This is a genomic window from Chelatococcus sp. GCM10030263 (assembly GCF_042666455.1).
In the GTDB taxonomy this organism is placed as follows: Bacteria; Pseudomonadota; Alphaproteobacteria; order Rhizobiales; family Beijerinckiaceae; genus Chelatococcus.
In genome coordinates this window covers 682,722-708,678 of sequence record NZ_JBHTDB010000016.1, presented here as the reverse complement: position 1 = coordinate 708,678, position 25,957 = coordinate 682,722, and the positions used below count along the sequence as shown (strand labels likewise).

General features: G+C 65.9%; 24 protein-coding genes and 1 pseudogene. 10 read left to right on the top strand and 15 right to left on the bottom strand.

The genetic code is table 11. The features are described from left to right. Positions 1 to 44: 44 nt before the first annotated feature. From ACFQU1_RS25660 to ACFQU1_RS25640, 5 genes are read left to right on the top strand one after another with little or no spacing between them, the layout of a single operon-like run. Positions 45 to 326 (top strand): XapX domain-containing protein, encoded by a 282-nt coding sequence (locus ACFQU1_RS25660; RefSeq protein WP_378138146.1) that lies wholly within the window; start codon positions 45 to 47, stop codon positions 324 to 326. Beyond that, a complete protein-coding gene (locus tag ACFQU1_RS25655; RefSeq protein ID WP_378138144.1) occupies positions 323 to 2,290 on the top strand; it encodes an amidohydrolase in 1,968 nt (655 codons plus the stop codon). Before ACFQU1_RS25660 ends, ACFQU1_RS25655 begins: the two co-directional genes overlap by 4 nt. A gap of 29 nt (positions 2,291 to 2,319) precedes the next feature. Beyond that, the gene (locus tag ACFQU1_RS25650) at positions 2,320 to 2,769 is read left to right on the top strand and encodes a DoxX family protein (protein WP_378138142.1); all 450 of its coding nucleotides are present in this window, start codon (positions 2,320 to 2,322) and stop codon (positions 2,767 to 2,769) included. Continuing rightward, positions 2,766 to 4,412 carry an MFS transporter gene (locus ACFQU1_RS25645; protein WP_378138140.1) on the top strand — a complete coding sequence of 549 codons (1,647 nt, stop codon included), beginning with the start codon at positions 2,766 to 2,768 and terminating at the stop codon, positions 4,410 to 4,412. Before ACFQU1_RS25650 ends, ACFQU1_RS25645 begins: the two co-directional genes overlap by 4 nt. Then, the gene (locus ACFQU1_RS25640; RefSeq protein ID WP_378138138.1) at positions 4,409 to 5,845 is read left to right on the top strand and encodes an alginate export family protein; all 1,437 of its coding nucleotides are present in this window, start codon (positions 4,409 to 4,411) and stop codon (positions 5,843 to 5,845) included. Before ACFQU1_RS25645 ends, ACFQU1_RS25640 begins: the two co-directional genes overlap by 4 nt. Before the next feature lie 374 nt (positions 5,846 to 6,219). Here ACFQU1_RS25640 and ACFQU1_RS25635 read toward each other — a convergent pair. The 15 genes and pseudogenes from ACFQU1_RS25635 to ACFQU1_RS25565 form a co-directional block, all read right to left on the bottom strand. Next, positions 6,220 to 6,516, bottom strand: a pseudogene (locus tag ACFQU1_RS25635) (TetR family transcriptional regulator C-terminal domain-containing protein); the annotation flags it as partial. A 103-nt stretch (positions 6,517 to 6,619) separates the two neighbouring features. After that, complete coding sequence (locus tag ACFQU1_RS25630) at positions 6,620 to 7,189, bottom strand: c-type cytochrome (RefSeq protein WP_378138136.1); 570 nt, start codon at positions 7,187 to 7,189, stop codon at positions 6,620 to 6,622. Then, entirely contained in the window at positions 7,170 to 8,102 is a 933-nt protein-coding gene (locus ACFQU1_RS25625) for a cytochrome c oxidase assembly protein (protein ID WP_378138134.1), read from the bottom strand. The genes ACFQU1_RS25630 and ACFQU1_RS25625 overlap by 20 nt, the downstream gene beginning before the upstream one ends. Continuing rightward, positions 8,099 to 8,449 (bottom strand): hypothetical protein, encoded by a 351-nt coding sequence (locus tag ACFQU1_RS25620; RefSeq protein ID WP_378138132.1) that lies wholly within the window; start codon positions 8,447 to 8,449, stop codon positions 8,099 to 8,101. Before ACFQU1_RS25620 ends, ACFQU1_RS25625 begins: the two co-directional genes overlap by 4 nt. 7 nt (positions 8,450 to 8,456) lie before the next feature. Further along, positions 8,457 to 9,059: a heme-copper oxidase subunit III gene (locus tag ACFQU1_RS25615; RefSeq protein ID WP_378138130.1), complete on the bottom strand. Its 603-nt coding sequence runs from the start codon at positions 9,057 to 9,059 to the stop codon at positions 8,457 to 8,459. Further along, positions 9,056 to 10,975, bottom strand: a complete 1,920-nt coding sequence (gene ctaD, locus ACFQU1_RS25610; protein WP_378138128.1) for a cytochrome c oxidase subunit I — start codon at positions 10,973 to 10,975, stop codon at positions 9,056 to 9,058. Before ctaD ends, ACFQU1_RS25615 begins: the two co-directional genes overlap by 4 nt. Continuing rightward, complete coding sequence (coxB, locus tag ACFQU1_RS25605; RefSeq protein ID WP_378138127.1) at positions 10,972 to 12,045, bottom strand: cytochrome c oxidase subunit II; 1,074 nt, start codon at positions 12,043 to 12,045, stop codon at positions 10,972 to 10,974. Before coxB ends, ctaD begins: the two co-directional genes overlap by 4 nt. Before the next feature lie 9 nt (positions 12,046 to 12,054). Next, entirely contained in the window at positions 12,055 to 12,615 is a 561-nt protein-coding gene (locus ACFQU1_RS25600) for a c-type cytochrome (RefSeq protein WP_378138125.1), read from the bottom strand. A gap of 1 nt (position 12,616) precedes the next feature. Then, positions 12,617 to 13,423 carry a substrate-binding domain-containing protein gene (locus ACFQU1_RS25595; protein WP_378138123.1) on the bottom strand — a complete coding sequence of 269 codons (807 nt, stop codon included), beginning with the start codon at positions 13,421 to 13,423 and terminating at the stop codon, positions 12,617 to 12,619. Further along, positions 13,404 to 15,167, bottom strand: coding sequence for a methanol/ethanol family PQQ-dependent dehydrogenase (locus tag ACFQU1_RS25590; RefSeq protein ID WP_378138384.1), 1,764 nt, complete (start codon positions 15,165 to 15,167; stop codon positions 13,404 to 13,406). Before ACFQU1_RS25590 ends, ACFQU1_RS25595 begins: the two co-directional genes overlap by 20 nt. Before the next feature lie 335 nt (positions 15,168 to 15,502). Further along, positions 15,503 to 16,423 (bottom strand): acetamidase/formamidase family protein, encoded by a 921-nt coding sequence (locus tag ACFQU1_RS25585; RefSeq protein WP_378138121.1) that lies wholly within the window; start codon positions 16,421 to 16,423, stop codon positions 15,503 to 15,505. Positions 16,424 to 16,468: 45 nt separating this feature from the next. Beyond that, on the bottom strand, positions 16,469 to 17,314 hold the full coding sequence (locus tag ACFQU1_RS25580) for an ABC transporter permease (RefSeq protein WP_378138119.1): 846 nt from the start codon (positions 17,312 to 17,314) through the stop codon (positions 16,469 to 16,471). Continuing rightward, positions 17,311 to 18,123 carry an ABC transporter ATP-binding protein gene (locus ACFQU1_RS25575; RefSeq protein WP_378138117.1) on the bottom strand — a complete coding sequence of 271 codons (813 nt, stop codon included), beginning with the start codon at positions 18,121 to 18,123 and terminating at the stop codon, positions 17,311 to 17,313. Before ACFQU1_RS25575 ends, ACFQU1_RS25580 begins: the two co-directional genes overlap by 4 nt. An 8-nt stretch (positions 18,124 to 18,131) precedes the next feature. After that, a complete protein-coding gene (locus tag ACFQU1_RS25570) occupies positions 18,132 to 19,154 on the bottom strand; it encodes an ABC transporter substrate-binding protein (protein ID WP_378138115.1) in 1,023 nt (340 codons plus the stop codon). Positions 19,155 to 19,476: 322 nt separating this feature from the next. Then, a complete protein-coding gene (locus ACFQU1_RS25565) occupies positions 19,477 to 19,866 on the bottom strand; it encodes a transposase (protein WP_378138113.1) in 390 nt (129 codons plus the stop codon). A gap of 271 nt (positions 19,867 to 20,137) precedes the next feature. Here ACFQU1_RS25565 and ACFQU1_RS25560 point away from each other — a divergent pair, with 271 nt between their 5' ends. From ACFQU1_RS25560 to ACFQU1_RS25540, 5 genes are all read left to right on the top strand, one after another. Then, a complete protein-coding gene (locus tag ACFQU1_RS25560) occupies positions 20,138 to 21,076 on the top strand; it encodes an acetamidase/formamidase family protein (RefSeq protein ID WP_378138111.1) in 939 nt (312 codons plus the stop codon). A gap of 271 nt (positions 21,077 to 21,347) precedes the next feature. Beyond that, positions 21,348 to 22,040 carry an ECF transporter S component gene (locus ACFQU1_RS25555; RefSeq protein ID WP_378138109.1) on the top strand — a complete coding sequence of 231 codons (693 nt, stop codon included), beginning with the start codon at positions 21,348 to 21,350 and terminating at the stop codon, positions 22,038 to 22,040. A 21-nt stretch (positions 22,041 to 22,061) separates the two neighbouring features. Continuing rightward, positions 22,062 to 23,933 (top strand): ABC transporter ATP-binding protein, encoded by a 1,872-nt coding sequence (locus ACFQU1_RS25550; RefSeq protein WP_378138107.1) that lies wholly within the window; start codon positions 22,062 to 22,064, stop codon positions 23,931 to 23,933. Continuing rightward, the gene (locus ACFQU1_RS25545; protein WP_378138105.1) at positions 23,930 to 24,742 is read left to right on the top strand and encodes an energy-coupling factor transporter transmembrane component T family protein; all 813 of its coding nucleotides are present in this window, start codon (positions 23,930 to 23,932) and stop codon (positions 24,740 to 24,742) included. Before ACFQU1_RS25550 ends, ACFQU1_RS25545 begins: the two co-directional genes overlap by 4 nt. Positions 24,743 to 24,865: 123 nt before the next feature. Next, complete coding sequence (locus ACFQU1_RS25540) at positions 24,866 to 25,957, top strand: ring-opening amidohydrolase (RefSeq protein ID WP_378138103.1); 1,092 nt, start codon at positions 24,866 to 24,868, stop codon at positions 25,955 to 25,957.

The window sequence follows — 25,957 nt, the reverse complement described above, 5'->3', positions numbered from 1 at the left end:
GGAGCGGCCAGCTGTCCGGCCGTTGTGGATACCGGAGAGTGGAGATGAAGGTCTACCTGATGACGCTCGCGGCGGGCCTGCTCGTCGGCGTGATCTACAGCCTGCTCAATGTGCGTTCGCCGGCGCCGCCCGTTGTGGCGCTGATCGGGCTGCTCGGCATCCTCGCCGGCGAGCAGATCGTACCGATCGCCAAGCGCGTGATAGCCGGCGAAAGGCTGAGCCTCGGCTGGCTCAAGAGCGAATGCGGCGAGCATGTCTTCGGCGCCCTGCCCACGCGGGCCGCCGTCCGAGATAGCGGAGGCGACGCCGGAGGCATGTCATCATGAACCCTACCCGCAGGCAGACCACGATCGGCGGCGCGGTCGGCGCATTGTCGGTGCTTCTCGGCCGCTCAGCCGCAGCCCAGACCTCAGGCTCAGGAGCCGGCGCAATGATCGCTGACCTCATCTTGGTGAACGGCCGTTTCACCACGCTCGACCAGGCCAACCCGAACCCGCAGGCCGTGGCGATTGCTGGTGGGCGCTTCATCGGCGCCGGTTCCGAGCAGGAGATGCGAGCACTTGCAGGGCCGGCTACCCAGGTCGTCGACCTCGGCGGTCGGCGCGCTGTGCCGGGACTGATTGACAGTCACATGCACATCATCCGCGGCGGGCTGAACTACAACATGGAACTCCGCTGGGATGGGGTGCGCTCGCTCGGCAAGGCGATGGAGATGCTTAGGAAGCAAGTCGCCGTGACTCCGCCGCCGCAGTGGGTCCGCGTCGTCGGCGGCTTCACCGAGCATCAATTTGCCGAGAAGCGCCTGCCGACCTTGGACGAGATCAACGCGATCGCACCCGACACGCCGGTCTTCATCCTCCATCTCTACGACCGTGCTCTGCTCAACGGCGCGGCGCTGCGCGCGGCCGGCTATACCAAGGACACGCCGAACCCGCCGGGCGGCGAAATCCAGCGCGACAATGCCGGCAATCCGACCGGGCTCCTGCTCGCCAAGCCCAACGCCACGATCCTCTACGCGACCTTGGCCAAGGGGCCGAAGCTGCCGCCGGAATATCAGATCAATTCAACCCGGCATTTCATGCGCGAGATGAACCGGCTCGGCGTCACCACCGTGATCGATGCCGGCGGCGGCTTTCAGAACTACCCGGAAGACTATGCGATTATCGAGAAGCTCCATGCCGATGGCGAGTTGACCCTGCGCATCGCCTACAACCTCTTCACCCAGAAGCCGAAGCAGGAACTGGCGGATTTCGAGAGTTGGTCGATGCAGGTCAAGCCCGGTCAGGGCGACGACCTTTACCGCCATAACGGCGCCGGCGAGATGCTGGTCTACTCCGCCGCCGATTTCGAGGACTTTCGGGTCGAGCGGCCGGAGATGCCGCCTTCGATGGAGGGCGACCTCGAGCCGGTCGTGCGGCTGCTCGCCGAGAACCGTTGGCCCTGGCGCCTGCACGCTACTTACAACGAGACGATCACGCGGGCGCTCGACGTCTTCGAGAAGGTCAACCGCGACGTGCCGCTGCAGGGCCTGCACTGGTTCTTCGACCATTGCGAGACCATCACCGACCGCAATATCGACCGCATCGCCGCGCTCGGCGGCGGCATCGCCGTGCAGCACCGGATGATGTTCCAGGGCGAGGATTTCGTCGAACGCTACGGCGCCAAGGCGGCGGAGCGCACTCCGCCGATCGCGCGCATGCTGGAGGCGGGCGTCCCCGTCGGCGCCGGCACCGACGCCACCCGCGTCGCGAGCTACAATCCTTGGGTTTCGCTGGCCTGGCTCGTCACCGGGAAGACGCTGGGCGGCCTGAAGCTCTATCCGCAGCGCAACCTGCTCGACCGCGAGAGCGCGCTCCGGCTGTGGACGCAGGCCAATACCTGGTTCTCGACCGAGGAAGGCAAGAAGGGCCAGATCAAGAAGGGCCAGCTCGCCGACCTCGTGGTGCTCGACCGCGACTACATGTCGGTGCCGGAGGACGAGATCCAGGACATCGAGAGCGTCCTGACCCTGCTCGGTGGCAAGCCTGTGCACGGCACCGGCGACTATGCCGGCTTAGCGCCGCCGCTGCCGCCGGCCATGCCGGACTGGTCGCCCGTCCGGAGTTTTGGCGGCTACCAGAAGCGCGCCGCGCTCGACGACCGCAAATACGCCTTCGCCGCCAATTGCGGCTGCGCCAGCGCCTGCGGCGTTCACGGCCACGCCCATGCCGGCGCCCTGGCCGCGGCGACACCGGCGCGCGACGAGGGCGCCTTCTGGGGCGCGCTCGGCTGCTCCTGCTGGGCTTTCTGAGCGACAGATATCATCGAAGGATTTGCGCCATGTCGGCCTCGCCGCTTTCCGCCATCCAGCCGGCCGTCGAGACCCTGCTCGGCCAGTCCTGGCTGGCGCTCCTCGCCCGGAGCGCGGTCGCGCTGCCCTTCCTGCTCAGCGGCATCGCCAAGCTCGCCGATTTCGGCGGGGCGATGGCGGAGGTGCGCGGCCTGACCGGGCTTGAGCCGGCCGTGCTCTTCGCCACGCTGGTCATCGTCACCCAGCTCGGCGGCTCCGCCCTGCTGATCGCCGGGGGACGCTACGCCTGGATCGGCGCCGCCGCGCTCGCCGGCTTCACCGCGATCGCGACGCTCTTCGCCCATGCCTTCTGGCTGAAGCCGGCGGCCGAGCGCTTCCTGCACCAGAATATCTTCTTCGAGCATGTCTCGATCATCGGCGGCCTCGCCCTGCTGGCGATCCTCGGCGCCCGCTCCAGCAGAGGCGCGCGACACAGATGACCGACGTGCCGCACACTGCCCCGAAGGCGCTAACGCCGTCGGCATTCTCGCCATTGCGGCAGCCGGTCTTCGCCGTGCTCTGGGCGGCGACGATCCTCGGCAATATCGGCACCTTCATGCGCGACGTCGCCAGCGCCTGGCTGGTGACCGACCTCTCCGGCTCGCCCTCCGCCGTGGCGATGATCCAGGTCGCCGGCACCTTGCCGATCTTCCTGCTGGCGATCCCGGCCGGCGTGCTCTCCGACATTATCGACCGCCGCAAGCTCCTGATCGGCGTGCAGGTCCTGCTCGGCCTGATCAGCGCCGCCCTGTTCGCGCTGGCGCTGGCCGACAGGCTGAGCGTCGAGATCCTGGTCGGGCTGACCTTTCTCGGCGGCGTTGGCGCGGCGCTGATGGGGCCGACCTGGCAGTCGATCGTGCCCGAGCTTGTGCCGAAGCCCGACCTGCGCAACGCCGTCGCGCTCAACTCGCTCGGCTTCAACATTGCCCGTTCGATCGGCCCGGCGCTCGGCGGTGCGCTGCTCGTCGCCTTCGGGGCGGCCGCAACCTATGGCGCTGACGTGCTCAGCTATGTCTTCGTCATCGCCGCCCTGGTCTGGTGGCGTCGCCCCGCCGGAGCCGATGACGAGCTGCGCGAGCAGTTCGGCGGCGCCTTCCGGGCCGGGCTGCGCTATGCGCGCGCCAGCCGCGAGCTGCACCGCGTGCTGCTGCGCGCCACGCTCTTCTTCATTTGCGCCAGCGCGATCTGGGCGCTGCTGCCGCTGGTTGCCCGCCAGCTGCTTGGGGGAACCGCAGGTTTCTACGGCCTGCTGCTCGGCGCGGTCGGCACAGGCGCGATCATCGGCGCGATCGTGCTGCCGCGTATCCGCGCGCGCACCGGCGTCGACGGCATCATGCTTGGAGCAGCGCTCGTCACAGCCGCAATTACCGCGGCGCTCGCGGCAGTTCCGCCGCAATGGCTGGCGGTCATCCTGCTCTTCATCCTTGGCGGCGCCTGGATCGCGGCCCTCACCACGCTCAACGGCACGATCCAGGCGATCCTGCCGAACTGGGTGCGTGGCCGGGGTCTCGCGATCTACCTGACCGTGTTCAACGGCGCCTCGGCCGCCGGCAGCCTGCTCTGGGGGCTCATCGCCGAGGCGATCGGCATCCACGGCACATTAGTCGCGGCGGCTTTGACGTTGTGTCTCGTCGCGTTCGCGACCTTGCGCTTGCCCCTGCCGGCGGGTGAGGCTGACTTGACGCCATCGTCCCATTGGCCGGAACCTGCCATCGCCGAGCCGGTCGAGCATGATCGCGGCCCGGTCACGATCACGATCGAATACCGCATCGTCCGCGAAAACCGCGCCGCGTTCCTGGCAGCCATCGGCCGGCTCGCGCCGGAGCGGCGGCGCGACGGCGCCTTCGCCTGGGGCGTCAGCGAGGACGCCGCCGATCCCGAGCGCATCGTTGAATGGTTCATGGTCGAATCCTGGGCCGAGCATCTGCGCCAGCACAAGCGTGTCTCGCAGGCCGATGCCGACATCCAGGCCGAGATGGCGCGCTTCCATGCCGGCCCGGACGCTCCCGTCATCCGGCACCTGCTCGGACTGTCAGCGCATCGGGAGGGCCGCGAGGCTGATGACGCGGATCGCCGGGCATGAGTCTCACGCAGCCGGGGTCGAGACCAGGAGGTCGCCTCCGGCACGTCGCCGGGGCAGTGCTGGTCGTGACGCTCGGGCTTGATGGTACGGCGGCGCTGGCCCAGACCTCCGCCAGCCGACCGTCCTATGAGAGCCATCGCTTCAAGGAGGATTGGTCGCCGCTGCGCGATCCGGCCTTGCGGACCGACCCGTTCGATCCGCTCAAATGGATCCCGCTGAGCGGCGACGGCTCCGCATACCTGACTTTGGGCGGCGAGCTGCGGGCGCGCTACGAATCCTCGCTCGATCCGGTCTTCGGCCTCGGCCCGCTACGGCGCAACGACTACGCGCTGCTGCGCTCCTTCTTGTTCGCCGATCTGCATCTCGGTCCCAATGCGAGAACCTTCCTCGAATTGGCTAGCGGCTTCGCGCCGGGCTGGGCCGGCGAGCCGCCGCCGACGCAGAAAGACCTGCTCGATATCCTGCAGGCCTTCGGCGAGCTGTCGCTTACGACGGTTCATGGCGAGATCATGCTGCGCGGCGGCCGGCAGGAGATGAGCTTCGGCTCCTCGCGTCTCGTTTCGGTGCGTGAGAGCCCAAATATCCGCCGCGCCTTCGACGGCGTCCGCGCCGCCTGGATCGGGGGCGGTGATACGCGGATCGATGTCTTCCTAGTCCGTCCGGTCGCGCCACAGCTCGGGATCTTCAACGACAGCGCCGACCAGGCCCAGCTCTTCTGGGGCGCCTACGCAACGACCGCGATCCCGGCCGTGCCTGGCCTCAAAACTGATCTCTATTATCTCGCGCTGGAGCGCGACAAAGCCCGCTTCGCCCAGGGCGTCGCGACCGAACGCCGGCACACGCTCGGCACGCGGCTCTTCGGCCAGCACAGTGGCTTCGACTGGAATGTCGAGGCGGCTTACCAGTTCGGTAGCTTCGGCACCGCCGAAATCCGCGCCTGGACTGTCTCGGCGAATGTTGGCTACACCTTTGCCCACCTGCCGTTCTCGCCGCGCGTCGGGCTAAACGCCGACGCCATCAGCGGCGACGGGAATCTGCGCGACAACCGGCTCGGCACCTTCAACCCGATGTTTCCGAAGCTACCCTATTTCTCCGAGGCCAACCTCGCTGCGCCCGCGAACCTGCTCGACCTCCAGCCGAACCTGAGCCTCTCGCTCACGCCGAAGCTGACGGTCACGCTCGGCTGGAACCCGCTCTGGAAGCAGGCCGAGGCGGACGCCTTCTATGCGCCGCCGCTCAGTCCGGTCCGTGGCACGGCAAGCGGGACCGGTCGCTTCATCGGCCAGCAGACCAGCGCAGCATTCGAGTGGGGCGCGACCGAGCACCTGACGATCGGCGGGACCTATGTCCATTACACGCCGGGCAAACGGCTGAAGCAGGCTGGGGGGCGAGCCGGCGATTTTGTCGCCGGCTGGGCGCAATTCACGTTCTAGCTGTCGGGGGTTGCTCGTCGGCCAAATTGAACTGTCCGTCTGCCAGGAACAGCCGTAAGTTGATCTCGGCTGCTTGCCAGGAACTCCAGTGCGATGAGTAGAGATGGCGCCGCGCGAAGGTAATCGGCGCTGTGTCATGCAGCCCGCCAGGCAGAATACCGCGTCAAGAATGGATGTTCTAGCGTCGTAGTCAGACGGATGGGGCCAGTCCTGGAGGGCGCGGGCTGTAGGTTCGACGACGTCGTGGACGTCACCACCTCCATATCGAGCTGGAAAGCCAGCTCGAAACGATTATCGGGTTCGCTCGGAATACCTTGCGGATATGATGCAATCTTCTTCATTTCTGAAGCGCATACGTCAGCAATCGCTTGGAATTATCCCGGAGAACGTGGACCTTTAGGCCATGCGGAAAGCGCTTGCTCGACAATGGCCTCCAGCATCTCGCGACTGAAGCCGGCCTTAGCCTGTACCGCCATGCCATGAGAGACAGCCATCACGAAGGCCGCAAGCGCATCGGATTTGGTCGTTTCCGGCAAGTCGCCTTCGGCCTTCGCCCGCTCGAAGCGTTGATGGAGCTGCGCCTGGCCCGTCGCGCGTGCATCGATCAACGCTTGTCGCACAGGTTCCGCATCATCCGATCCCGCCAGAACCCCGTTGATCCCGAGACATCCGGCACAGGAAGCAGGTCACTCCGAGTGGGGGAGTGCCGGCTCACAGAACCTCGTGGATCGGCCGGTCGCGCCATCCTCAATCCGACATCGGCGCCTGCAGGCTTCAGGGCCGGCGCTGCAAAGCGTAGAGATAGGCGGCCATCGAGTCGGCGTCCGCCTCGCTCACGCCAGTGGTCGGCATGGCCGTATGGGGATTGATGCTGCGCGCGTCGCGGATCCAGCGCGCGAGATTCTCGGGGGTGTTCGGCAGCACCCCGGCGATGAAGCCCCGGTCGGACATGCCGGCGAGCCCGGGCCCGACGGTGCCGCGCGCGCCCGGCACCCCCGGTATGGTGTGGCAGCCCGCGCAGCCGTTGCGGATCATGAGCATGGGCGCCCGGCCGGGGTCGCCCGCGGCGAGCGTCGCCGCCCAGGCCTCTGCCGAGCGGCTGCGTTCGTACCAATAGGCGCCGGACCCCACGGCCACGACGAGAACGAGCAGGCCGAGGGCGAGCCCCATGCGGGCATAGTGGGGCCGCGCCGGGCCGGGGCCCGGACCGGAATCCGCTGCGTCGAAACCGCTGCCGAAGCCGGAGCCGCGGCGCCTGGCGCTGAGGACGGCCGCCGCGGCTCCTGCCGCCCCGAGCAAGAAGGCGGCGGCCACTGCCGCATATCTATGGCGCATGGACGACATGGCCCGGCCCCATCCTTCGCAAGCGGCCGCTCTGCGAGATCCACAGCCCGGCGAGCACCAGCCCGGCCACGGGATAGACGGCGCAGGCCGGCACCGACATCACGAGGCCTGCGAACTGCTGGTCCTGGAGCGCGGTCAGGCCCCAGCGCGCCGCCTCGTCCGCCTGCGGCGGATACCAAAGCCGGCCGGAGAACAGGAACAGCGCGCCGAGGACGCCCGTGTGCAGGGTCGTCGTGAAGAGATGGCCCACCGCTGGGCCGTAGCCGTGCCGGCTCGCACGCCCGTGTATCAGCGCCCACCAGAAGAGCAGGGCGCTGAAGAGGAAACTCGCGTGCTGCAGGCCGTGCATCCATTCGCTGGCGAGCGCCGCTTCGAACAGCACCGGCATGTGCCAGGCCCAGATCGCCACGCCATGCAAGACGGTGGCGGCGAGCGGATCGGTCAGGCCGTGCCACAAAGCTGCAAGGGGCCGCGCGCGCGCCGCGCCGCCAAGCCCGCGCCGCCATCCCTGCGGCAGGCCCCAGAGCATGGCGCCGATGGGGCGGGCGAGCGCTATGAGCGGGGCGGCCACCACCATCAGCATCTCATGCTCGATCATATGGGCGGTGAACAGGCGCTCGCCGAGCGCGTGAAGCGGCGATACGAGCGCCGCGGCGAGCGCGAGCCAGCCGGCGGCGAACATCGCCACCCGGCCCGGGCGCACGCCGCGGCCGAAGCCGGCCCGCCGCCACAGCCGGGCGACGCCGAGGCCGTAGAGCCCGGCGGTCACGGCGAGCGGCACCGTGATCCACGGATCCCAGGTCCAGGGCAGGGAAACGCCCGCATGGACGTGCCCGGCGTGGGCGAGGGCGGGCGAGGCGAGCCCGGTCGCGACGAGCGCGAGCGAAAGTCCGAGGAAGCTCACGCCCCTCATCGCTCGCACCCGTTGAAGACGAGCCCCGCCGTGCCCTGCAGCAGGATGACCAGGGCGAAAAGGACGGCCATCGCGAGGCTCACGCCGGCGATGAACCGCTCGGTCCGTGCCGGCCGGCCCGCCGCTTCCGGCCGCTGCCAGGCGCGCCAGGAGAGGAGGCCGCCGGGGAGCGCAACGAGCGCCAGCAGGAGCGCCGCCCACGGCACCGCGCCAGCGCGATGGGCGCATTCCCACGGCGCGAGCATGTAGTTCACCTGGGTGGAGAGAGCCCAGGCGCCGGGACCGCTGACGAAACCGGCCCAGGACAATCCGTGCGTGAACAGGTGGCGCGAGCGGATCTCGATCATCGCGTCCTCACCATCGCGGCATCCAGTAGATGAGGAGGTAGAGCGGCAGCCAGGACAGCACCACGAAGTTCCAATAGAAGGCGTTGTCGCTCACGTCGCTGAAACGTTTGCCGTTCTTGGCGTGGCGGGTGAACATCAGGACGGCGAGGATGAGCGTGTCGCCGAGGTCGGTGAGCAGGTGCGCCGTATGCAGGCCGAGTATGAACCAAACCACCGAGCCATAGGCATTGTCGTCCCACATCACCTCGACTGCGCCGAACTCGAATATGCGGGCGACGAGCGGCGCCACGCCAAACGCGCTCATCACCACGAGGCCGATGCGGACCTTGCGCAGATCCTCCTTCTCGGCCCAGCGGCTGACCAGCATGTTTGGGATGACGCTGGCGATGAGCAGCAGGGTCACGATTGTTCCGGGTCCGAGCCGCGGCGGTGGCGCCTCGAGCGGCCACTCCGGCGCGAGATAGGCGAGATAGAGATAGCTGCCCGCCGCCAGAGCGAAACCCATGCCCTCGAGCGCGACAAAGGCGAGCGTGCCCCACCACATCGGTGTGCTCGGCCCGAAGCCGTAGGTCGGCAGTTCGGAGGCGTCGATGACGGGGCGCTGCTTCATTGCTCGTCCTCCGGGGAGCCTTTGGGCCAGAACCAGGCGGTGAGGGCGATGGCGATGGGAATCGCCCCCCAGACGACGGCCCAGGGGGTGAAGATCGAGGCGACGAAAGTCGCACCGAGCGCGAGCGCCGCGAGCAGAGGCCAGATTGAGGGCTCTGGCGACGATTCGCGCATTTCCGGCGTCGCCGCGGCGACGGTGCCGACCAGCAGCTCACGGGCGTCCACCCTGAGGCCGGTCACGACAGGCAACACCTCCCGCTCCTTCCACAGCGGCTCGCGGTGGGTGACGACGGGAATGCGGGCGAAGTTGTAGGGCGGCGGCGGCGAGGCGGTGGCCCATTCCAGCGTGTCGGCGCTCCACGGATTGGGACCGGCCGGCTCGCCGTGGGCGAGGCTGCGAAGCCCATTGACCAGGAGGAGGACAAAGCTGCCGAAGAACACCAGCGCACCGGCAGTGACGAACAGGTTCATGCCGCCCCAGCCGACCTCCACCGGATAGGTGTAGATGCGCCGCGGCATGCCAGCGAGGCCGAGGATGTGCATGGGGAAGAAGGCGGCGTTGAAACCGATGAAAGCGAGCCAGAAGTTCCACTGCCCCATGCGCTCGTTCAGCATGCGGCCGGTGATCTTCGGGAACCAGTAATAGACGGCCCCGATGAGCGGGAACACGGCACCGCCGATGAGTACGTAGTGGAAATGGGCGACGACGAAATAGGTGTCGTGCACCTGCAGGTCGAGCGGCACGGAGGCCACCATCACGCCCGTGAGCCCGCCGGCGACAAAGATGAAGAAGAAGCCGAGCACGAAGAGCAGCGGCGTGCGGAACACCGGGCGCCCGCTCCACAGCGTGGCGATCCAGCAGAAGATCTGGATGCCGTTCGGGATAGCAATGAGCATGCTCGAGGCTGTGAAGAAGCTTGCGCCGAGCTTCGGGATGCCGGTCGCGAACATGTGGTGGACCCAGAGCCCGAAGGAGAGGAAGCCCGTGGCGATGAGCGAGAGAACAAGGGCGAGATAGCCGAAGACAGGCCGGCGCGCGAAGACGGGAATGATGGCGGAGACCATGCCGGTGGCCGGCAGGAAGATGATGTAGACCTCGGGATGGCCGAAGAACCAGAAGAGGTGCTGCCAGAGCAGCGCGTCGCCCCCTTCCGCCGGGTTGAAGAAATGGGTGCCGACCAGCCGGTCGAGAATGAGCGCCGTGCTCGCCACCATCACCGCCGGCATGGCGAAGAGAATGAGGAAGGAGGTGACCAGCATCGCCCAGACGAACAGGGGAATGCGGTCGAGCGTCATGCCCGGCGCGCGCTGCTTCAAGATGGTGACGACGATCTCGACGGCGACGGCGAGCGCGGAGATCTCGGTGAAGGTCACCATCTGCGCCCAGACATCGACCCTCTTGCCCGGCCCGTATTCCGGGCCGGAAAGGGGCACATAGGCGAACCAGCCGGCGTCCGGCCCGATGTTCAGGAAGAACGAGACCCAGAGAAAGAGCCCGCCGAAGAGATAGACCCAATAGCTGAAGGCGTTGAGCCGCGGGAAGGCGATGTTGCGCGTGCCGACCATGAGCGGCACGAGATAGATGGCGAAGGCCTCCATTACCGGCACGGCGAAGAGGAACATCATCGTCGTGCCGTGCATGGTGAAAAGCTGGTTGTAGAGGTCCGGCCCCACGAAGCCGTTCTCCGGCCGCGCGAGCTGGATGCGCATGGCGACCGCCGCCAGGCCGCCCAGCGCGAGGAAGAAGAAGGCGGTCAGAATGAACCGCCGGCCGATGATCTTGTGGTCGACCGTCGTGAGCCGGGCCATCAGCCCATGGCCGGTGCCCCAGGTCTTGCTCAGGGTGAGGTCGAGCGTGCGGTCGTCGAGGTGAGTGTCGCGCAGGTCCGGGTGTATGAGGGACGTCGAGCTCGTCATTTCAGCCCCTCCAGATAGCTCACGACCGCATTGAGCTCGTCGGGATCGAGGTCGACCCGCGGCATGTTGGCCCCCGGCTTGATGGCCTGCGGATCGGCGATCCAGGCGGCGAGGCTGCCGCGCGTCAGCGGCAAGGTGCCGGCGGCGATCGTTTGGCGGCTGCCGATATGCGTCAGCTCCGGCGCCACCCGGCCACCGGCGGTGGTGCCGCGGATCTGGTGGCACATGACGCAGGCCTTCGACACGAAGACGTCCCTGCCGCGGCGGCGCTCGGGCTCCGTCGGGTCGGCGGCGGGCACGAGCTGGGTATTGTACCAGGCGTCGAAGGCTTCGCGCGGCTCGGCGATGACGAGGATGCCCATATGAGCGTGCTGCAGGCCGCAGAACTCGGCGCATTGGCCGCGGAACACGCCGGGCCGGTCGGCCTGGATGACGATGGTGTTCTGCCGGCCGGTGATGAGATCCTCCTTGCCCATGAGGCTCGGGACCCAAAAGGAATGGATGACGTCGGAGGAGGTGAGCTTGAGGCGGACCGGCTCACCCACGGGAATGTGGATCTCATTGGCGGTGGTCAACGTCTGGCTCGCGTCCGCATCCTCGTAGCGCACCTCCCACCACCATTGATGACCGGTGACCTGCAGGGTCAGCGTCGGGTGTTCGCCCATGTCGGCAAGGCTCTTGTTGGTGAGATAGCTCGACACGGTCAGCACGACGACGGTTACTGCGGTGGCCGCGACGGCGCCGGCGACGACGCGGGTCGTCCGGCGCTCATGGTCCTCGTTGAGGGCGAGCGGCTCGGCGTCCCCTTCGCGCGCGGTCCGCCGGCGGACGAGGGCAACTGCGAGGGCGATCATGACGAGCACCCAGATCGCCGTGCAGAGCCAGGTGAAGAACCAGATATGGTCGGCGAGCCGTTCGGCGAAGGCGCCGCCCGGCGAGAGCGCCGACTGGACACGGTTGCAGCCGGAAAGGCCGAGCGAAAGGCAGGCGGCAAGCCCGAGCGCCCACCGCCGGACGCCCGGCCGGTCTCGGTCCGGGCTGGACGGGCGATCGGGGTCAACCCTCTCCATGGCCGCGCCTCACTGGGGCCGCTCGGCGGAGGCGGGGATGCCACCCGATTGCGGCGTTCCAGCCGGCAGCCGGTTTTCGGCCGGCCGCGCATTCATGTCGTCGTTGCGCGAGGGCGCCGCGTCCTTCGGCACATAGCGGCCCATGGAGCGCACATAGGCGGCGATCTCCCAGATCTGGTCGTCCGGGATCTTGGCGCGGAACGAGGGCATGCCGTTCGGCCGGCCCTCGCGGATGGTCTGGACGATGTTCTCGATATTGCCGCCGTAGATCCAGGTGTCGTCCATCAGGGCGGGGCCGGAGCCGCCGCCGCCGTTGCCATGACACCCCACGCAATTGAACCACTGGAAGAGCCGCTTGCCTTGGCTCAGGTGATAGGCGTTGTTCTCGTATTGCTTGCCTTTGTCGCTTGACGACACCGAGGGACTGCCCGCTCCGGCGGTCAGGGGCGACAGCGCGACGGACTCCTCGCCGCCGCTCTTGGCGCGCGGGGTGTCGTAGCTGCGCTCCTCCCGCTGGCAGGCAGCAAGGAGCGCGACACCGATCAGGACGGCCGGCAGGATGCTGCGCATGTCAGCGTCTCGCCTGGGGGCTGTCGAGGCGCGGCACGCCGTATTCGGCGAGGATGGCGTCGATCTCCCCGCGCCGGTGGGCGAGGGCGGCATTGACCTCGTCGCGCAGGGGCTTGTCGGTGCGGCGCACCGCCATGGCGATGTCGAAGACCATGGGCACGAGCCCTTCAACCGGTGGATCGACCGGCGTGATGCGCAGCGGCGTCCCGAGCTTCTTGGCGAAATAGCCGGCAAACGGCCCCCAGACTATCGCCACGTCGATGTCGCCGCGGGCGACCGCCGCGACGATCCGCCCGGCTGGGTTTGGCTCGGCATAATCGCCATAGACGGTGAAGCCGCGCACTTTACCGACGATCCCGCGCCGGGCGAGGGCTTGCGCCGGGGGCGGATTGGCGCCGTCGTCGCCGACGAGCTGGATACCCACCTTGAGCTGCTTGAGCGTCGGGTCGTCGAAGGAGGTGACGGCAGGCCCGTCGGCCCGGGTGACGAAGACATAGGTCGAGCGATAATAGCGCCGGGTGGAGCTCGCCATTTCGAGCCCCGCGACGAGACCAGGCACCAGGTCGCAGGCGCCGGCATTGAGCGTGTTGCGCAGGAAGCCACGCCGTTGTGCCCACCAGGTGTATGTGACCTCGGCGTGTAGGTCCTCGGCGACGAGGGCGACGATGCGGTTCTCGAAACCCTCGCCCCTGGCATTGGAAAAGGGGAGGTTGTTGGGATCGGCGCAGACCTTGAGCTCGCGTGCCTCAGCGGTGCCCGCCAAGGCGAGGGCTACGAGCAGGATGAAATTACGGAAGGCGGAACACATAGAGCGTTCCTCCTTTCGTGGTCACCTCCTTGAGGTCGCGCATGGCATTGACGAAGCCGAGCGCGGCGGTGGCGTCGCGCGGATCGAGGTCGCCGGAGACGATCGCCCCGGCCCAGCCGCCGACCCCGGAGAGGATCGCCACATATTGCCGTCCGTCCGGCCCGCGGTAGGTGGTCGGTTGGCCGATGATGCCGGAGCCCGTCTTGAACTGCCACAAAACCTCACCGGTGCGGGCGTTCACCGCCTTGAACCAGCCCTCCATAGTTCCGTAGAAGACGACATCCCCCGCGGTGGCGAGCGCCCCGCTCCATAGCGGGAAATTCTCTTTGATGGACCACAGGGCGCGGCCCTGCCGAATATCCCAGGCGGTGAATTCGCCGCGGTTTCCGCCGGGCCCGGCCTTCATGCGCACGGAGGCGCCGACATAGGGCGTGCCGGCGATGTAATTCGCCTCCATGCTCTGAAAATCCATGCAGAGATTGACGTGCGGGATGTAGAGAAGCCCGGTCCGCGGCGAGAAGGCGGAGGGGTTCCAGTCCTTGGCGCCGGAGGCATTCGGGCAGATGTCGCGCACGACCTTGCCCATCTGCGGCTCCTTTGCCTGGTTCATGGAGAGCCGCCCCGTCTTGAGATCGACCCCGTTCGTGGAATTGATGAAATGGAAGGGCTTGGCCGAGAGCACCTCGCCGGTGATGCGATCGAGCACATAGACGTAGCCGTTGCGCTCGGGGTGGACCAGCACCTTCCGCGGCGCGCCGTTCCACTCCATGTCGAGCAGGATATTCTCGTTGATGCCGTCGTGGTCGAAGAGGTCGTGCGGGCTCCACTGGTAGAACCAGCGTGCCTGGCCTGTGTCGAGGTCGCGAGCGAAAATGCCCGCTGTCCACTTGTTGTCGCCCGGGCGCAGTTCCGGATTCCAGGGCCCGGGATTTCCCGTGCCGTAGTAGACGAGATTGAGCTCCGGATCGTAGCTCACCCAGCCCCAAGCGTTGCCGCCACCCTGCTGCCAGGCGTCCGGCGGCCAGGTGCTGACGCCGAGATCCTTGCCCTTGTCGCTGTCGTAGAAGGGCTTGAAGTCCGGGCCGATGAGCACGTCCTTATCGGGCCCGGTGCTGTAGGCCTTCCAGACGATGGCACCCGTCTCGGCGTCGAGCGCGGCGATCCAGCCGCGCACCCCGTATTCACCGCCCGAGTTGCCGACGAGAACCTTGTCCTTGGCGACGAGCGGCGCCATCGTGATGGTCTCGCCCATATTGATGTCGCCGAGCTTGGTCTTCCAGACCTCGCGACCGGTTTCGGCGTCGACCGCCACCGTCTGGCCGTCGAGCGTGTTGAAATAGATCTTTCCGCGCGCAAAGAACGGCCCGCGGTTGACCGTGTCGCAGCAGGCGACGCCCTGCGCCGCCGCTTCTGGCTTCGGCTCGTATTTCCATTTGAGCGGCGCGCCGGGCTTGGTCAGGTCTAGGGCATAGAGGATGTTGGGGTAGGGGGTCACGATGTACATCGTGCCGCCGACGACGAGCGGCGCCGCTTCCTGCCCGCGGTTCACTCCCGTCGAGAAGGTAAAGGCAACCTGGAGGTTCTTGACGTTTTCGGCGTTGATCTCGGCGAGCTCGCTATAGCGCGTCGAGGCATAGTTCTTCGCCGGCATCGTCCACTGCCCGTCCTCGGGCGTAATGGTCGAGGCGGCCGGGGCGATTGCGGGTTCGGCAGGCTGGGGGCGGAGTGGGCCCGGCGCATTCACGGCCAATACTGTGGAGAATACAGCAACCGTCTTCCACGACGCTTTGCCCACCACGCGCCTCCCGCCGGCTTGATCTTCCGCCGTCGTGATCAACCGCGCATCAAGGAGGAAAGTTCCCGGATCGGTTTCCCGTTATGCCTGAAAGGTTTGGCGGAAGTGGCCGCGCTGGCACGCGAGGTTGAGCGCAGAGGCCGCCGCGCGCCTTGGTACCGGACCAAGCCATCCGATGCGCCGACCCGAAGCGCCTCCGCTTCCGAACGTCGGAAGAGAGCAACCTGACCGCCATCGCGACGTTCCGCGGCGTTCGTTCTGCCTGGTGCTTACGGGAGCGCCTTTCAGCCGTAGCTCTCGAGCACGTTCTTCGGCACCTTGCAGACATAGGTATATTTCGGATTGACCATCTGGGTGCAGCGAGCTTCGGCGATCTGGCCGAGCAGCATGTAGCCTTCCGCTGCTGGAATATTCCAGTCATCCTCCATCCAATAGACCATCTCCTCGAAGGCCGTGCGCATGGCATCTTCGAGAGGACGCGCGCAGCCGAGCGTGCAGATATGGGTCGGCGTTTCGATGCGCGGATGGTTGAGGCGTTTCGGCGCCGGCGCCAGGCCGACGCGGACCGTCACGACGGCCGCGATCTCGATGGCGCCCATGCCGTTGCATTCGCCATCGCCCTGGATGGCATGGCAGTCGCCGATGAAGAGATGGGCGCCGTCCTTCTGCACGCGTAGCTTCACCACATTGCCGGTGGTGATCTCCTGCACATCGAGATTGCCGCCGTGCGGGCCGTTGTCGACGGTCGGTACCGACCCGAGAAGGGGGGCGACGCCGACGACGCCGATCATCGGCTTCACCGGAAGTTTCACGCGATCGCTCCAGTGGACAAGGCCGTCCGAGACTTCGACGACGCGCGTCTGGATGCCGAATTCCTTGCGCCGCACCCAATCCGGGAACATGCCGACGCCCGGCCAGAGCGCGGTGAAGCCGATGCTGTCGAGCTCCATGTCGAGGATCTCGAGGCTCAGCATGTCGCCAGGGCGGGCGCCGCGAACCTCGATCGGTCCGGTTGCGCCGTTGACGAAGGGCATGGCGACATCCGCCTCGGTAAGCTGCTGACCAACGTGACGGATCGTCCCGTCGTTGACATTGATGGCGCACTCGACGGTAACGATCTCGCCCGGCTCGACCGCGGCAATGAACGAGGCATCGCCGGAGAGCGCATATTTGATGTTGCCGGCCTTGCTGACGCGGGTGGTCATGTCGTCTCCAGATTTCTTGCGAATGGTGGGTATGTGTGGCGCGGTTTACGCCGCGCGTCGCCAGGGCGTGAGCAACTGCTCTACCTTGCCGACCAGGAAGGTGAGGATGAGCGCGAGCCCGATAGTGGCGACGAGCGCCGCGAAAACTTTCGGAATGATGTAAAGCGACCCCGCCTTGAAGATCTGGTGGCCGAGACCTTCGGAGGACGACATGAACTCGCCGATGATCGCGCCAATGAGCGCAAAGCCGACGGTGAGCTTCAGCCCGGCGAAGATGTCGGTGAGCGAGGCTGGTACGACGAGCTTGCGGAAGATCTGGAACTTGGAGCCGCCGAGGGTGCGCATGAGATTGATCTGGTCGGGATCGACCCCGACGGCACCCTTGTAGGACGTGACCAGCGCGACCACGACCACCGACAGGGTCGACATGGCGATCTTCGAGGCGAGTCCCGTGCCGAACCAGATGATGATGATGGGAGCGAGCGCGACGATGGGGATCGAACCGAGCGCCACGATGAAGGGTTGCACGACGCGCGAGACGAAGCGCGAATACCAGAGCGATAGGCCGAGCAAGGTGCCGGCGAAATTGCCGAGGGCGAAACCGAGCAGGGTCTCGACGCCCGTGACATAGCTGTCTCGCCAAAGACTGCCGTCGCTCGCCATCTGCCCGAGAAAGCCCGCAATCGCCGACGGCGAGCCGAACATAAAGGCCGCCTGGCTGTTGCGGCTCGTCATATATTGCCAGAAGCCGAGGAAAGCCGCGAGCAGCAGAGCCTGCGCCAAGACAACCGCGGCCGTCGTCCGCAGGCGCGTGAAGCGGCCCCGGGTTGTGAACGGACTGGATTTGTCGACGGCGACATGCAGACCCGCATTGTCGGAACGAACTGTCATCGGCGCGCCACCTCGAGGTCTCCCCAGATCCGTCGCACGTAATCGCTGAAACCGGCGCTCTCGCGCGCCGCGATCATGTCCGTCCGATCGCTCTCGAGGGCGATGTCGTAAGCGGCCTTGATGCGTGTTGGACGCTGCGACAGCACGATCACGCGGTCGGCGACGGACACCGCCTCCTCGATGTCATGCGTGATGAGGAGCACAGAACGCCGCCCGTCCCGCACGAGTTTCACCGTATCGCTCTCGATCAGCAGCTTGGTCTGGAAGTCGAGTGCCGCGAAGGGTTCATCGAGCAGCAGCACGTCGGGGTCGTTGACCAGGGTGCGGGCAAGAGCCACCCGCTGGCGCATGCCGCCCGACAAGGTGGAGGGATAATGGTCGGCAAAGCCGTGGAGGCCGAGTTGGTCGAGCAGAACCCGCGCCCGGTCTTCTGCCTCGCCGGCCGGCACGCCCCGAATTTCGAGGCCGAGCAGGACGTTTCCGATGGCGGTGCGCCAAGCGAAGAGCAGGTCCTTCTGCAGCATATAGCCGACGCCGGCGGGCTGTCCGGCCGTCTCGCGGCCGTGCCAGAGGATGCGGCCGCGGTCGGGTCGGATGAGCCCGCAGAGCACGTTGAGCAGCGTGGTCTTGCCGCAGCCGGACGGCCCGACGATAGCAACGATCTCGCCGGCGGCCAGCGTCAGGCTGAGGTCGCCGATCACGGGCACGAGTTGGCCGGCGGCTTCGTAGGTCTTCGACACATGGTCGACGACGAGCGGAGACGGGCTGGCTGCCTCCGCGTCGTTGAGGGAAATCGCTGCTGCGCGCATCCGTCAGCTCAACCGAGCTTTGCCGCCGCCTTCTCGGCCCATGAATTATCGATGATCTGTTCGAAGGGCACGGTTCCCTTCACATTGTGCAGGTAGACTTGCATGTCCATCAGGTTTTTCCACTGATCCTGCTTCACGACCACGGATTGAGCGGGAATGAGATACTTGAGCTCTGCGTCGATTGCCGCATCCACGACCGGTGCGGGCAGGTCGGGGAATTCCTTGCGGGCGACCTCCTTCGCGAAGGCGGGATCGGCATAGGTTTTGCGCGAGGCTTCCTCGAAGGACGTAACGAGCGCCTGCACCATCTCCGGATCACGCTGGAGCGTCGTGGGCAGCACCATGATGCCTGTGTTGCAGAACGGACCGATGTAATTCGAGAAATCGAAGACTACCTTGGCGCCCTGGGCCTCGGCGGCGGCAACGCTCGGCTGATAGGCGATAGCCATGTCGGCCTGGCCCGCCAGCATTGCGGCGATCTCGGTTCCGGGATTGACCGTGATGATGGTCGCATCCGTGCCGACCTTGAGGCCGGCTTGTTCGAGCAGGCGCTTGGCGACGCTGTAGTTGGTGTTGGGTTCGGGCGAGGTGACGATACGCAGGCCCTTGAAGTCCTTCGGATCCGTGATCGGCTGCAGGGTTTTCGAGACACCGAAATAGTGCGCGCGCTGCACGACGGTGCCGATTACGACACCCGGTCCGCCGTTCTCGCGTGAAATCACCGCCATGGTGGCGTCGCCGATGGCGAAGTCGGCCGAGCCGCCGAGCACGGCCGCGAAGGTCTGGGTGTCGCCGCCGGCGGCGCTGACCTGCATGTCGAGGCCGTTCTTCGCGAAGATGCCTGCGTGCATGCCGACATAGAGATTGATATAGCCGAGGTTGTGTACGGCTTCGCTGAAGCGCACCGTCTTCAGGGTTGCGGCGCTTGCGCCTTTCGGCAGCATCGGTACCGCGAGAGCGCCGCAAGCGAACGCCGCCGACGTCTTTAGGAAAAGGCGGCGGTCGAGGTTGCCGCGCGAGCCACCGGACATGATTTGAACTCCCCTCTGCGAACGCAGGTCAAGCTGCGCGTTCCCACAGTGTTGGGCGGGAGGGGCCCTCGGCCAAGCTCAAATGCGCGGCGGAGGGAGCCTGCAAAATACTCAGAAATCTCGTTACGCATCCTGGGCTGTTCGTGCCGAGCGCAGCCAGCGGGCAATTTCCACAACAATCCCGCCGAAGGTTGCGCGACACGGGCAGACATGGGTGGTCCGACCACTCATTCCGTCACTGGTGACATTATGCCTGCGACCGTCTGCCGAGAATTTCCTCACGGTGTTGCTCGATTCCGCACCGCCTGGCAGGCGAGTGCCGTTACCGGCCGGTGCGCAGGTTTGGAAAGCGGCCAACGACCGTGGCGACGGGCCTGCGCAAGGGCTGCATGCCGGCGTGGGCATCGTCGCTGCCGACGTCGCTGCGCAGGGCCGGTAATGGCACCGGGCGCCCTGTGGCGTCCGCGTCGGATTGCGAGGCGAGGCGGGCCGTGAAATGCGCGACCAGCGCTTTGAGCCGCCTGTTCTCGCCTTCGAGCTCATTCATCCGGTTCACGTCCCGGAGCGATAGACCGCCGAAGCGTCGCCTCCACCGATAGAAGGTGCGCGGCGAAACGTCGGCGGCGCGGCAGATTTCGGGGATGGAAACGCCATTGTCGGCTTCCGCAAGCAAATGGACGATCTCGCCCTCGGCGAACCGGGAACGCCTCATGGATCACCTCGTTCGTATGGCGGCCATCGAGGCCGCCGGCTTGGGCCAGGAGATTTGGATCTGGCAGTTCAGATGAAGCAAGATTCGGACAAACCTGACGGTGGAAGATCACTCTGATTGGAGCATTTTTGGGCAGACACTGACCAGAGTTTGACGTTGCGCCGGCGAGCTGTCGCCGCAGAATTCGACCGCCCCGAGAAGTATCGGCGGTAGCAGCTTGCGTCGGAGCCGGGCCCCGCTCGGCACTGGCCACACATGCGGAGAGCCCTCGATGTCGCGCCGTCATGAGATCCCCGCAACTCCGGACAACATGGTGTGGGGCTATATCGACTCGACCACCCCGCCGGTGCTCGAAGTCGGCTCCGGCGATCTGGTGACGCTCCATTCCTTTCCGGCCGGAGGCAAGGAGACCCTCCCGCCCGATCGGGGCCTGGTGCCCGAAGACTATATGATCGCGCTCGAGACGCTGCATCAGGGTCCAGGTCCGCATTTCATTACCGGGCCGGTGGCTGTGGCCGGAGCTAAGCCGGGCGACACTTTGCAGATCGAGGTGATCGACGTGAAGGTGCGCCAGGATTGGGGATTTATGTCCATTCTGCCGCTACTCGGGACATTGCCCGACGAATTCACCGACTACGAAACAATCCATCCCCGCTTCGACCATGCGCGCAACGTGGCCGTGATGCCATGGGGCACGGAGATCCCGCTCGATCCCTTCTTCGGCATCCTCGCCGTGGCGCCGCCGCCGGCGTGGGGGCGATGCGGCTCGCCGGTGCCGCGCAGCTTCGGCGGCAACATGGACAACCGTGAGCTCAGGCCCGGCAGCACCCTCTATCTGCCGGTCTACAACGAGGGGGCACTCTTTTATGCCGGTGACGGACACGCGGTGCAGGCAGACGGCGAGGTGTGCATCACAGCTCTGGAGACTGGCGTCACCGGCACGTTTCGTCTCACCGTGCGGAAGGATCTGCCGGTCGATTGGCCCTTTGCGGAAACCGCTACCCATCTGATGTCGATCGGCCTCGACGAGGATCTCGACGACGCGGCCGAACAGGCCGTGCGCGAAATGGTGAAGCATGTATGCGCACGCTCCGCCCTTACGCGCAACCAGGCCTATATGCTGTGCTCACTGGCCGGAAACCTGCGCGTGACCCAACTTGTGGATGGCAATAAAGGTATCCACATGCTCTTTCCCAAGGCTTACCTCTGACGCGTCTGAAGACGACGGCGAGTTATTTTTGTCGCATATGCCCATGTTTTAAGCTGTTATTATTTAGGCAGCTTTTCACAGTGATGCCGACAACTTCGTCTTTCGTCGAATGGCGTTCGGCTGCATCATAACTGCGGTGGGGCAAGCAGACGGCGGTCGTATCCTGTGATGCGCAAGAACGGCCGCTCAGCGCGATTGCACCTAGCCCGGCACCTTGTGCGCGGCAACGCTCATCACTTGTTTCTGTGGTCGAAAGGTTGGGGAGCATCTCATGACAGTCGCCACACTTTACCTGTTGGTCGCGGCGATCGGAATCGTGCTGGCGGCGATCGCCTATTTCATGAACCGCACGAGCGGTAAGTTCTTCATCGGCTTCACGCTGATCGAAATCGTCATCATGGCAGTCATCGGCGTGATCAATGGTGTATTGGGAACGCCCAACGCCATGCTCGGCCGGCTCTTCATGACCTTTTCAGGCAGCTACGGCTTTCTCGCCTTCGCCGCGATCTGTGGCGGCTTTTATATTTCCGGTCCGTTGTGCGGCTACATCATTCGAAAGCCGGGCGCTGCCACCCTGGCTGAGACGATGAATGGTGTCGCGCAGGTTCTGTCGGGCAATCCGAATGGTGTCATGGTCCTCGGCGCCGGCTTTCTTCAGGGCTTCATGTCGGATCTCGGCTTTGCCTTCTACGGCTATAAGAAGTGGACCCTTTCCGTGCTTGCGCTGGCGGGTGCGCTCGCCCCGCTTCTTCAGCAAATCCCGGAGGTCTACTTCTTCGGCGTCGGCGATATGGGCATCGGCTACAACCTGCTCGCGCTTATCATTCGCATGGTCAGCGGCGCCGTCTATGCGATCATCCTGGTCAAGCCGATCGCCCATGCTCTTGCTCGGGCCGGCGTGCTCCGCGGCACTGCGATTGCCGCCCGTCCAGCGCCCGTTGCGCCCCAGGGATCACCGGCGTAACGGCACATGCGAGGCGGATCGATGATGCCGTTCGATGAGAGCCAAGAGGACGCTGTTGGCGGCCTCGATATCGCGGCGGACCTTGGAGCATCCGAGGAGATGCCGGGAACAGAAGGCAAGCAGGCGAGCCCGGCGGTCGACATTCGCGCCTTCTCCTATGCTTATGAAGGCGAGGCTGAATTCGTTCTGCGCGACGTATCGCTGACGGTGCAGGATGGTGAATTCGTGCTGATCCTGGGGCCCAGCGGCTGCGGCAAGAGCACGCTCCTGCAGGTGCTCAACGGCACCATTCCGCACACGCTCAAGGGTACGCTGACGGGGGAGGCCTTCGTCTGCGGCAAGCCGGTGGCGGAGACCAAGGTTTCCGCCTTCGCCACGGAAGTCGGCATGGTCTTCCAGGATCCGGAAGCCCAGATCATCAACACGCGGGTGCGTGACGAGGTGTGTTTCGGCCTGGAGAATCTTCGCCGCCCTGCCGGCGAGATCCTCGAATCCCAAGCCCAAGCGCTTACTTTTGTCGGGCTGGACGGTTTCGGCGACCGTTCCATCTTCGATCTGTCCGGTGGCCAGAAGCAGCGCGTAAGCATCGCGGCGGTGCTCGCAGCTCGCCCGCGTCTGCTGGTGCTCGACGAGCCGACCGCCAATCTCGATCCGGCCGGCATGGCCGAAATCTTCCAGGTTCTGCACCAACTTAATCGCGAACTCGGCACGACCATCGTCATGGTCGAGCACCGCGTCGACGAGCTCGCCGACATGGTGACGCGAGTCGTCATGATGGACCGTGGTGCCGTCGTGTTCGATGGCACGCCGAGACAGGCCTTTTCGCAGCGTCGCGGCGCACGTTCGGAAGAGGGCCAGGCCGTCCCAACGAGCGCCTGGTTTCCACAGGCCTCGGAGTTCGCGCTGGCGCTTTGCGACTCCACAGGTGCAACGCTCGACCCGGCAGACGTGCCACTTAACGTCGACCAGGCGGTGGCATTCGCCATGGGACGGCTCAGAGCGGGCGCGCCACTCCCGGCTCCGGCACAGCGCCCCACCGTCGAAGAGCAAACGGAGCCTCTGCTGCGCGTCCAGAACCTCGGTTTCGGCTATGAACCGAAGCGACCGATTCTCGACGGTATCAGCTTCGAGCTTGGCCACTCCAGCATCGTCGCCCTATGCGGACGCAACGGCTCCGGCAAGACCACGCTGGCGCGCCTCCTGATGCGCATCAATCCGCCGCCGAAAGGCACTATCTTGCTGAGGGGCAAAGATATCGCGAGCCTCGGCATCAAGGAGGTGGCCGCTGAGATCGGCTACGTTTTCCAGAACCCGGACCACCAGTTCGTCACGGACAGGATCTGGGACGAGGTCGCCTATGGCCTGATCGTCCGCGGCTATTCCGACGAGGCCGTCGAGCAGCGCGTGGCTGAAGTTCTCGGCATCGTCGATCTCGAGCGCTATCGCGACAGGTCTCCGTTCAGCCTCAGCCTCGGGGAGCGGCGGCGGCTGAGCGTCGCCACGATGCTGGTGCTCGAGCCGCAGCTCCTGGTGCTCGACGAGCCGACGATCGGGCAGGATCACGAGCGCGCGCAGCAGCTCATGGGCCTGATGGCGCGGCTTCGCGAGCGCTACAAGACCACAATCCTCATGATCACCCACGACGTTCGCCTCGTGGCGGAATGGGCCGACCGTTCGATCGTCATCAGCGGTGGCCGGCTGCTATTTGATGGACTGCCGGCGGACATGTTCGCCGATGGAGCGCTTCTGAAGGAGGCGGGATTGCTGCGGCCGCCGGTCTTCGAGATCAGCGAGCGGCTGGCCAAGCTGCGTCCCGGAGGGCCGGTCCGGCCGACCTTGTCACTTGAATCGTTGGTCAGCGCCGTAGCCGGCGAGGGGAGGGCGGCGGCATGAGGCGCTCGACGGCATTTCAGTTCCGCGCCGGAGGGTCATTCTTCCACAGGCTCGACCCGCTGACCAAGCTTGCTTGGCTTCTGGCGGTGTCGCTGCTCGCCTTCGGTGCCTATATCGCCTGGGTCCAGATTCTGATTACTGCCGCGGTGCTGTTCACCGCGCTTGCTCTCGCCAGGCTCTCGCCGGCCGAAATCTTTCGCGGAACATGGCTGTTCGGTGTGGCCTGCGTAAGCTTCTTCCTTATTCAGACTTTGACTTTGCCCGGCACGCATGTCGCCTTTCACATTGTCGGGCATCCGATTTATGTCGAAAGTGCCGATTACGCGCTCGCCTCGGCGTTGCGCATCTACACCATCATCCTGTCGACGCTCGTCTTCGTGCGCAGCACCGATCCGCGCGAGCTCGCCATCGCGCTGGTGACGCAGATGCACATACCTTATCGCATCGCCTATGCCTTCTTCATCGCGCTCAGGATCATTCCGACCATCGAGGAGGAGATCAAGACGATACGGGCAGCCCAGCTCGTGCGCGGCGTGACTCGCAAAGGCGGGCTCGCGGGCCGGATCGGCGAGGCCAAGCGCTACGCGATGCCGCTGCTCGTCGGCAGCCTGCGCCGGGCTGCGATGATGGTCATGTCGATGGAGGCGCGTGCTTTCGGTGCCTATCCGCAACGCACCTTCATCGAGGCGCCGCGCATGACGGCGGTGAGCATCACGATGTGCGTCGTGATGCTGGCGCTGATCATTGCCTGGTACACGGCGCTTTCGCTCGGTTACGTCCACTCCGTCTATGTCTTCGCACCGGCGTGAGCGAGTGCCCGCCGCAAGCACTCGGCTGGCATTGCCACAGTGGTGGCGCGAGCGCCGGTTCTGAAAGCCTGATCGGGCGGTAGCCCTTCTTTCGATTGAGATTCAAAAGCATGGAGCTGTTTCGTGCGCGCCGATGTCCACCGTTTCAGCCTCACCGATCCCAGCGACGTTTCGGGCCTGAAGGAGGCGATCGACCGCGGTGCCATTGACCCGAAGACGATCGTCGCGGTGATCGGCAAGACGCATGGCAACGGTCTGGTCAACGATTACACGCGCGGCTATCTCACGCTCTGTCTGTCGTTGCTGATCGGTGAACGAACCGGGGAGACGCCGGAGGCGGTGCGCGAGCGTGTGCCCTTCGTCTTTTCCGGTGGTGTCGAGGGCGTGCTGTCGCCGCATTACACGCTGTTCACGGTCACGGCAGATGAAGCGGCCGGCGCCGGCAATGCGCTGGCAATCGGTGTCGCCTTCACCCCGGCGATGCGTCCATCCGACGTCGGTCGACAGGCGCAGATCGATGCCGTTGCGGCGGCGGTCCGGCAAGCCGTGGCGGAGGGGAGCATCGATGAGGTGCATTTCGTGCAGGTGAAGGGGCCGGCTTTCAGCCTCGCCGAGATCATCAACGATCAAAATGCGGGCAGGCCGCCCGTCACCGACAATCCCGGCAAGCTGATGAGCTTCGGGCGCGCTGCTTGCGCTTTGGGCGTCGCCAAGGCGCTCGGCGAGATCCCGGCCGACAGGGCCGTGGAGGCCGCCGTGCTGAAGGACCTTTCGCTTCATTCCTCGGTCGCCAGCATCTCGGCCGGCGTCGAGGTGCGCACCAATGAGGTAATCGTCATGGGTATGGGGCGCCGTTGGTCGGGCCGCCTCGCGATCGAGCACACCACGATGACTGACGCCCTCGACGTCGCCAGCCTCCATGCCATGGTACAGCGTCTCGGCTTCCCCTCGGCACCTCAGATCGCGGATCCAGGCCGCCTGCGCGCCGCCTTCGTCAAATGCGAGGCGCAGCGCGACGGACTGGTGCGCGGCCGCCCGCACACTATGCTCAATGACGGAGACATCAACGAGCAGCGCCATATCCGTGGCGCTGTCGGCGCGATCGTCGCCAGTGTCCTGAACGATACGGGCCTGTTCGTCTCCGGCGGTGCAGAGCATCAAGGCCCCGATGGCGGCGGTATGGTCGCCCTCATTGCCGATCGCGCGGGCGCTTGA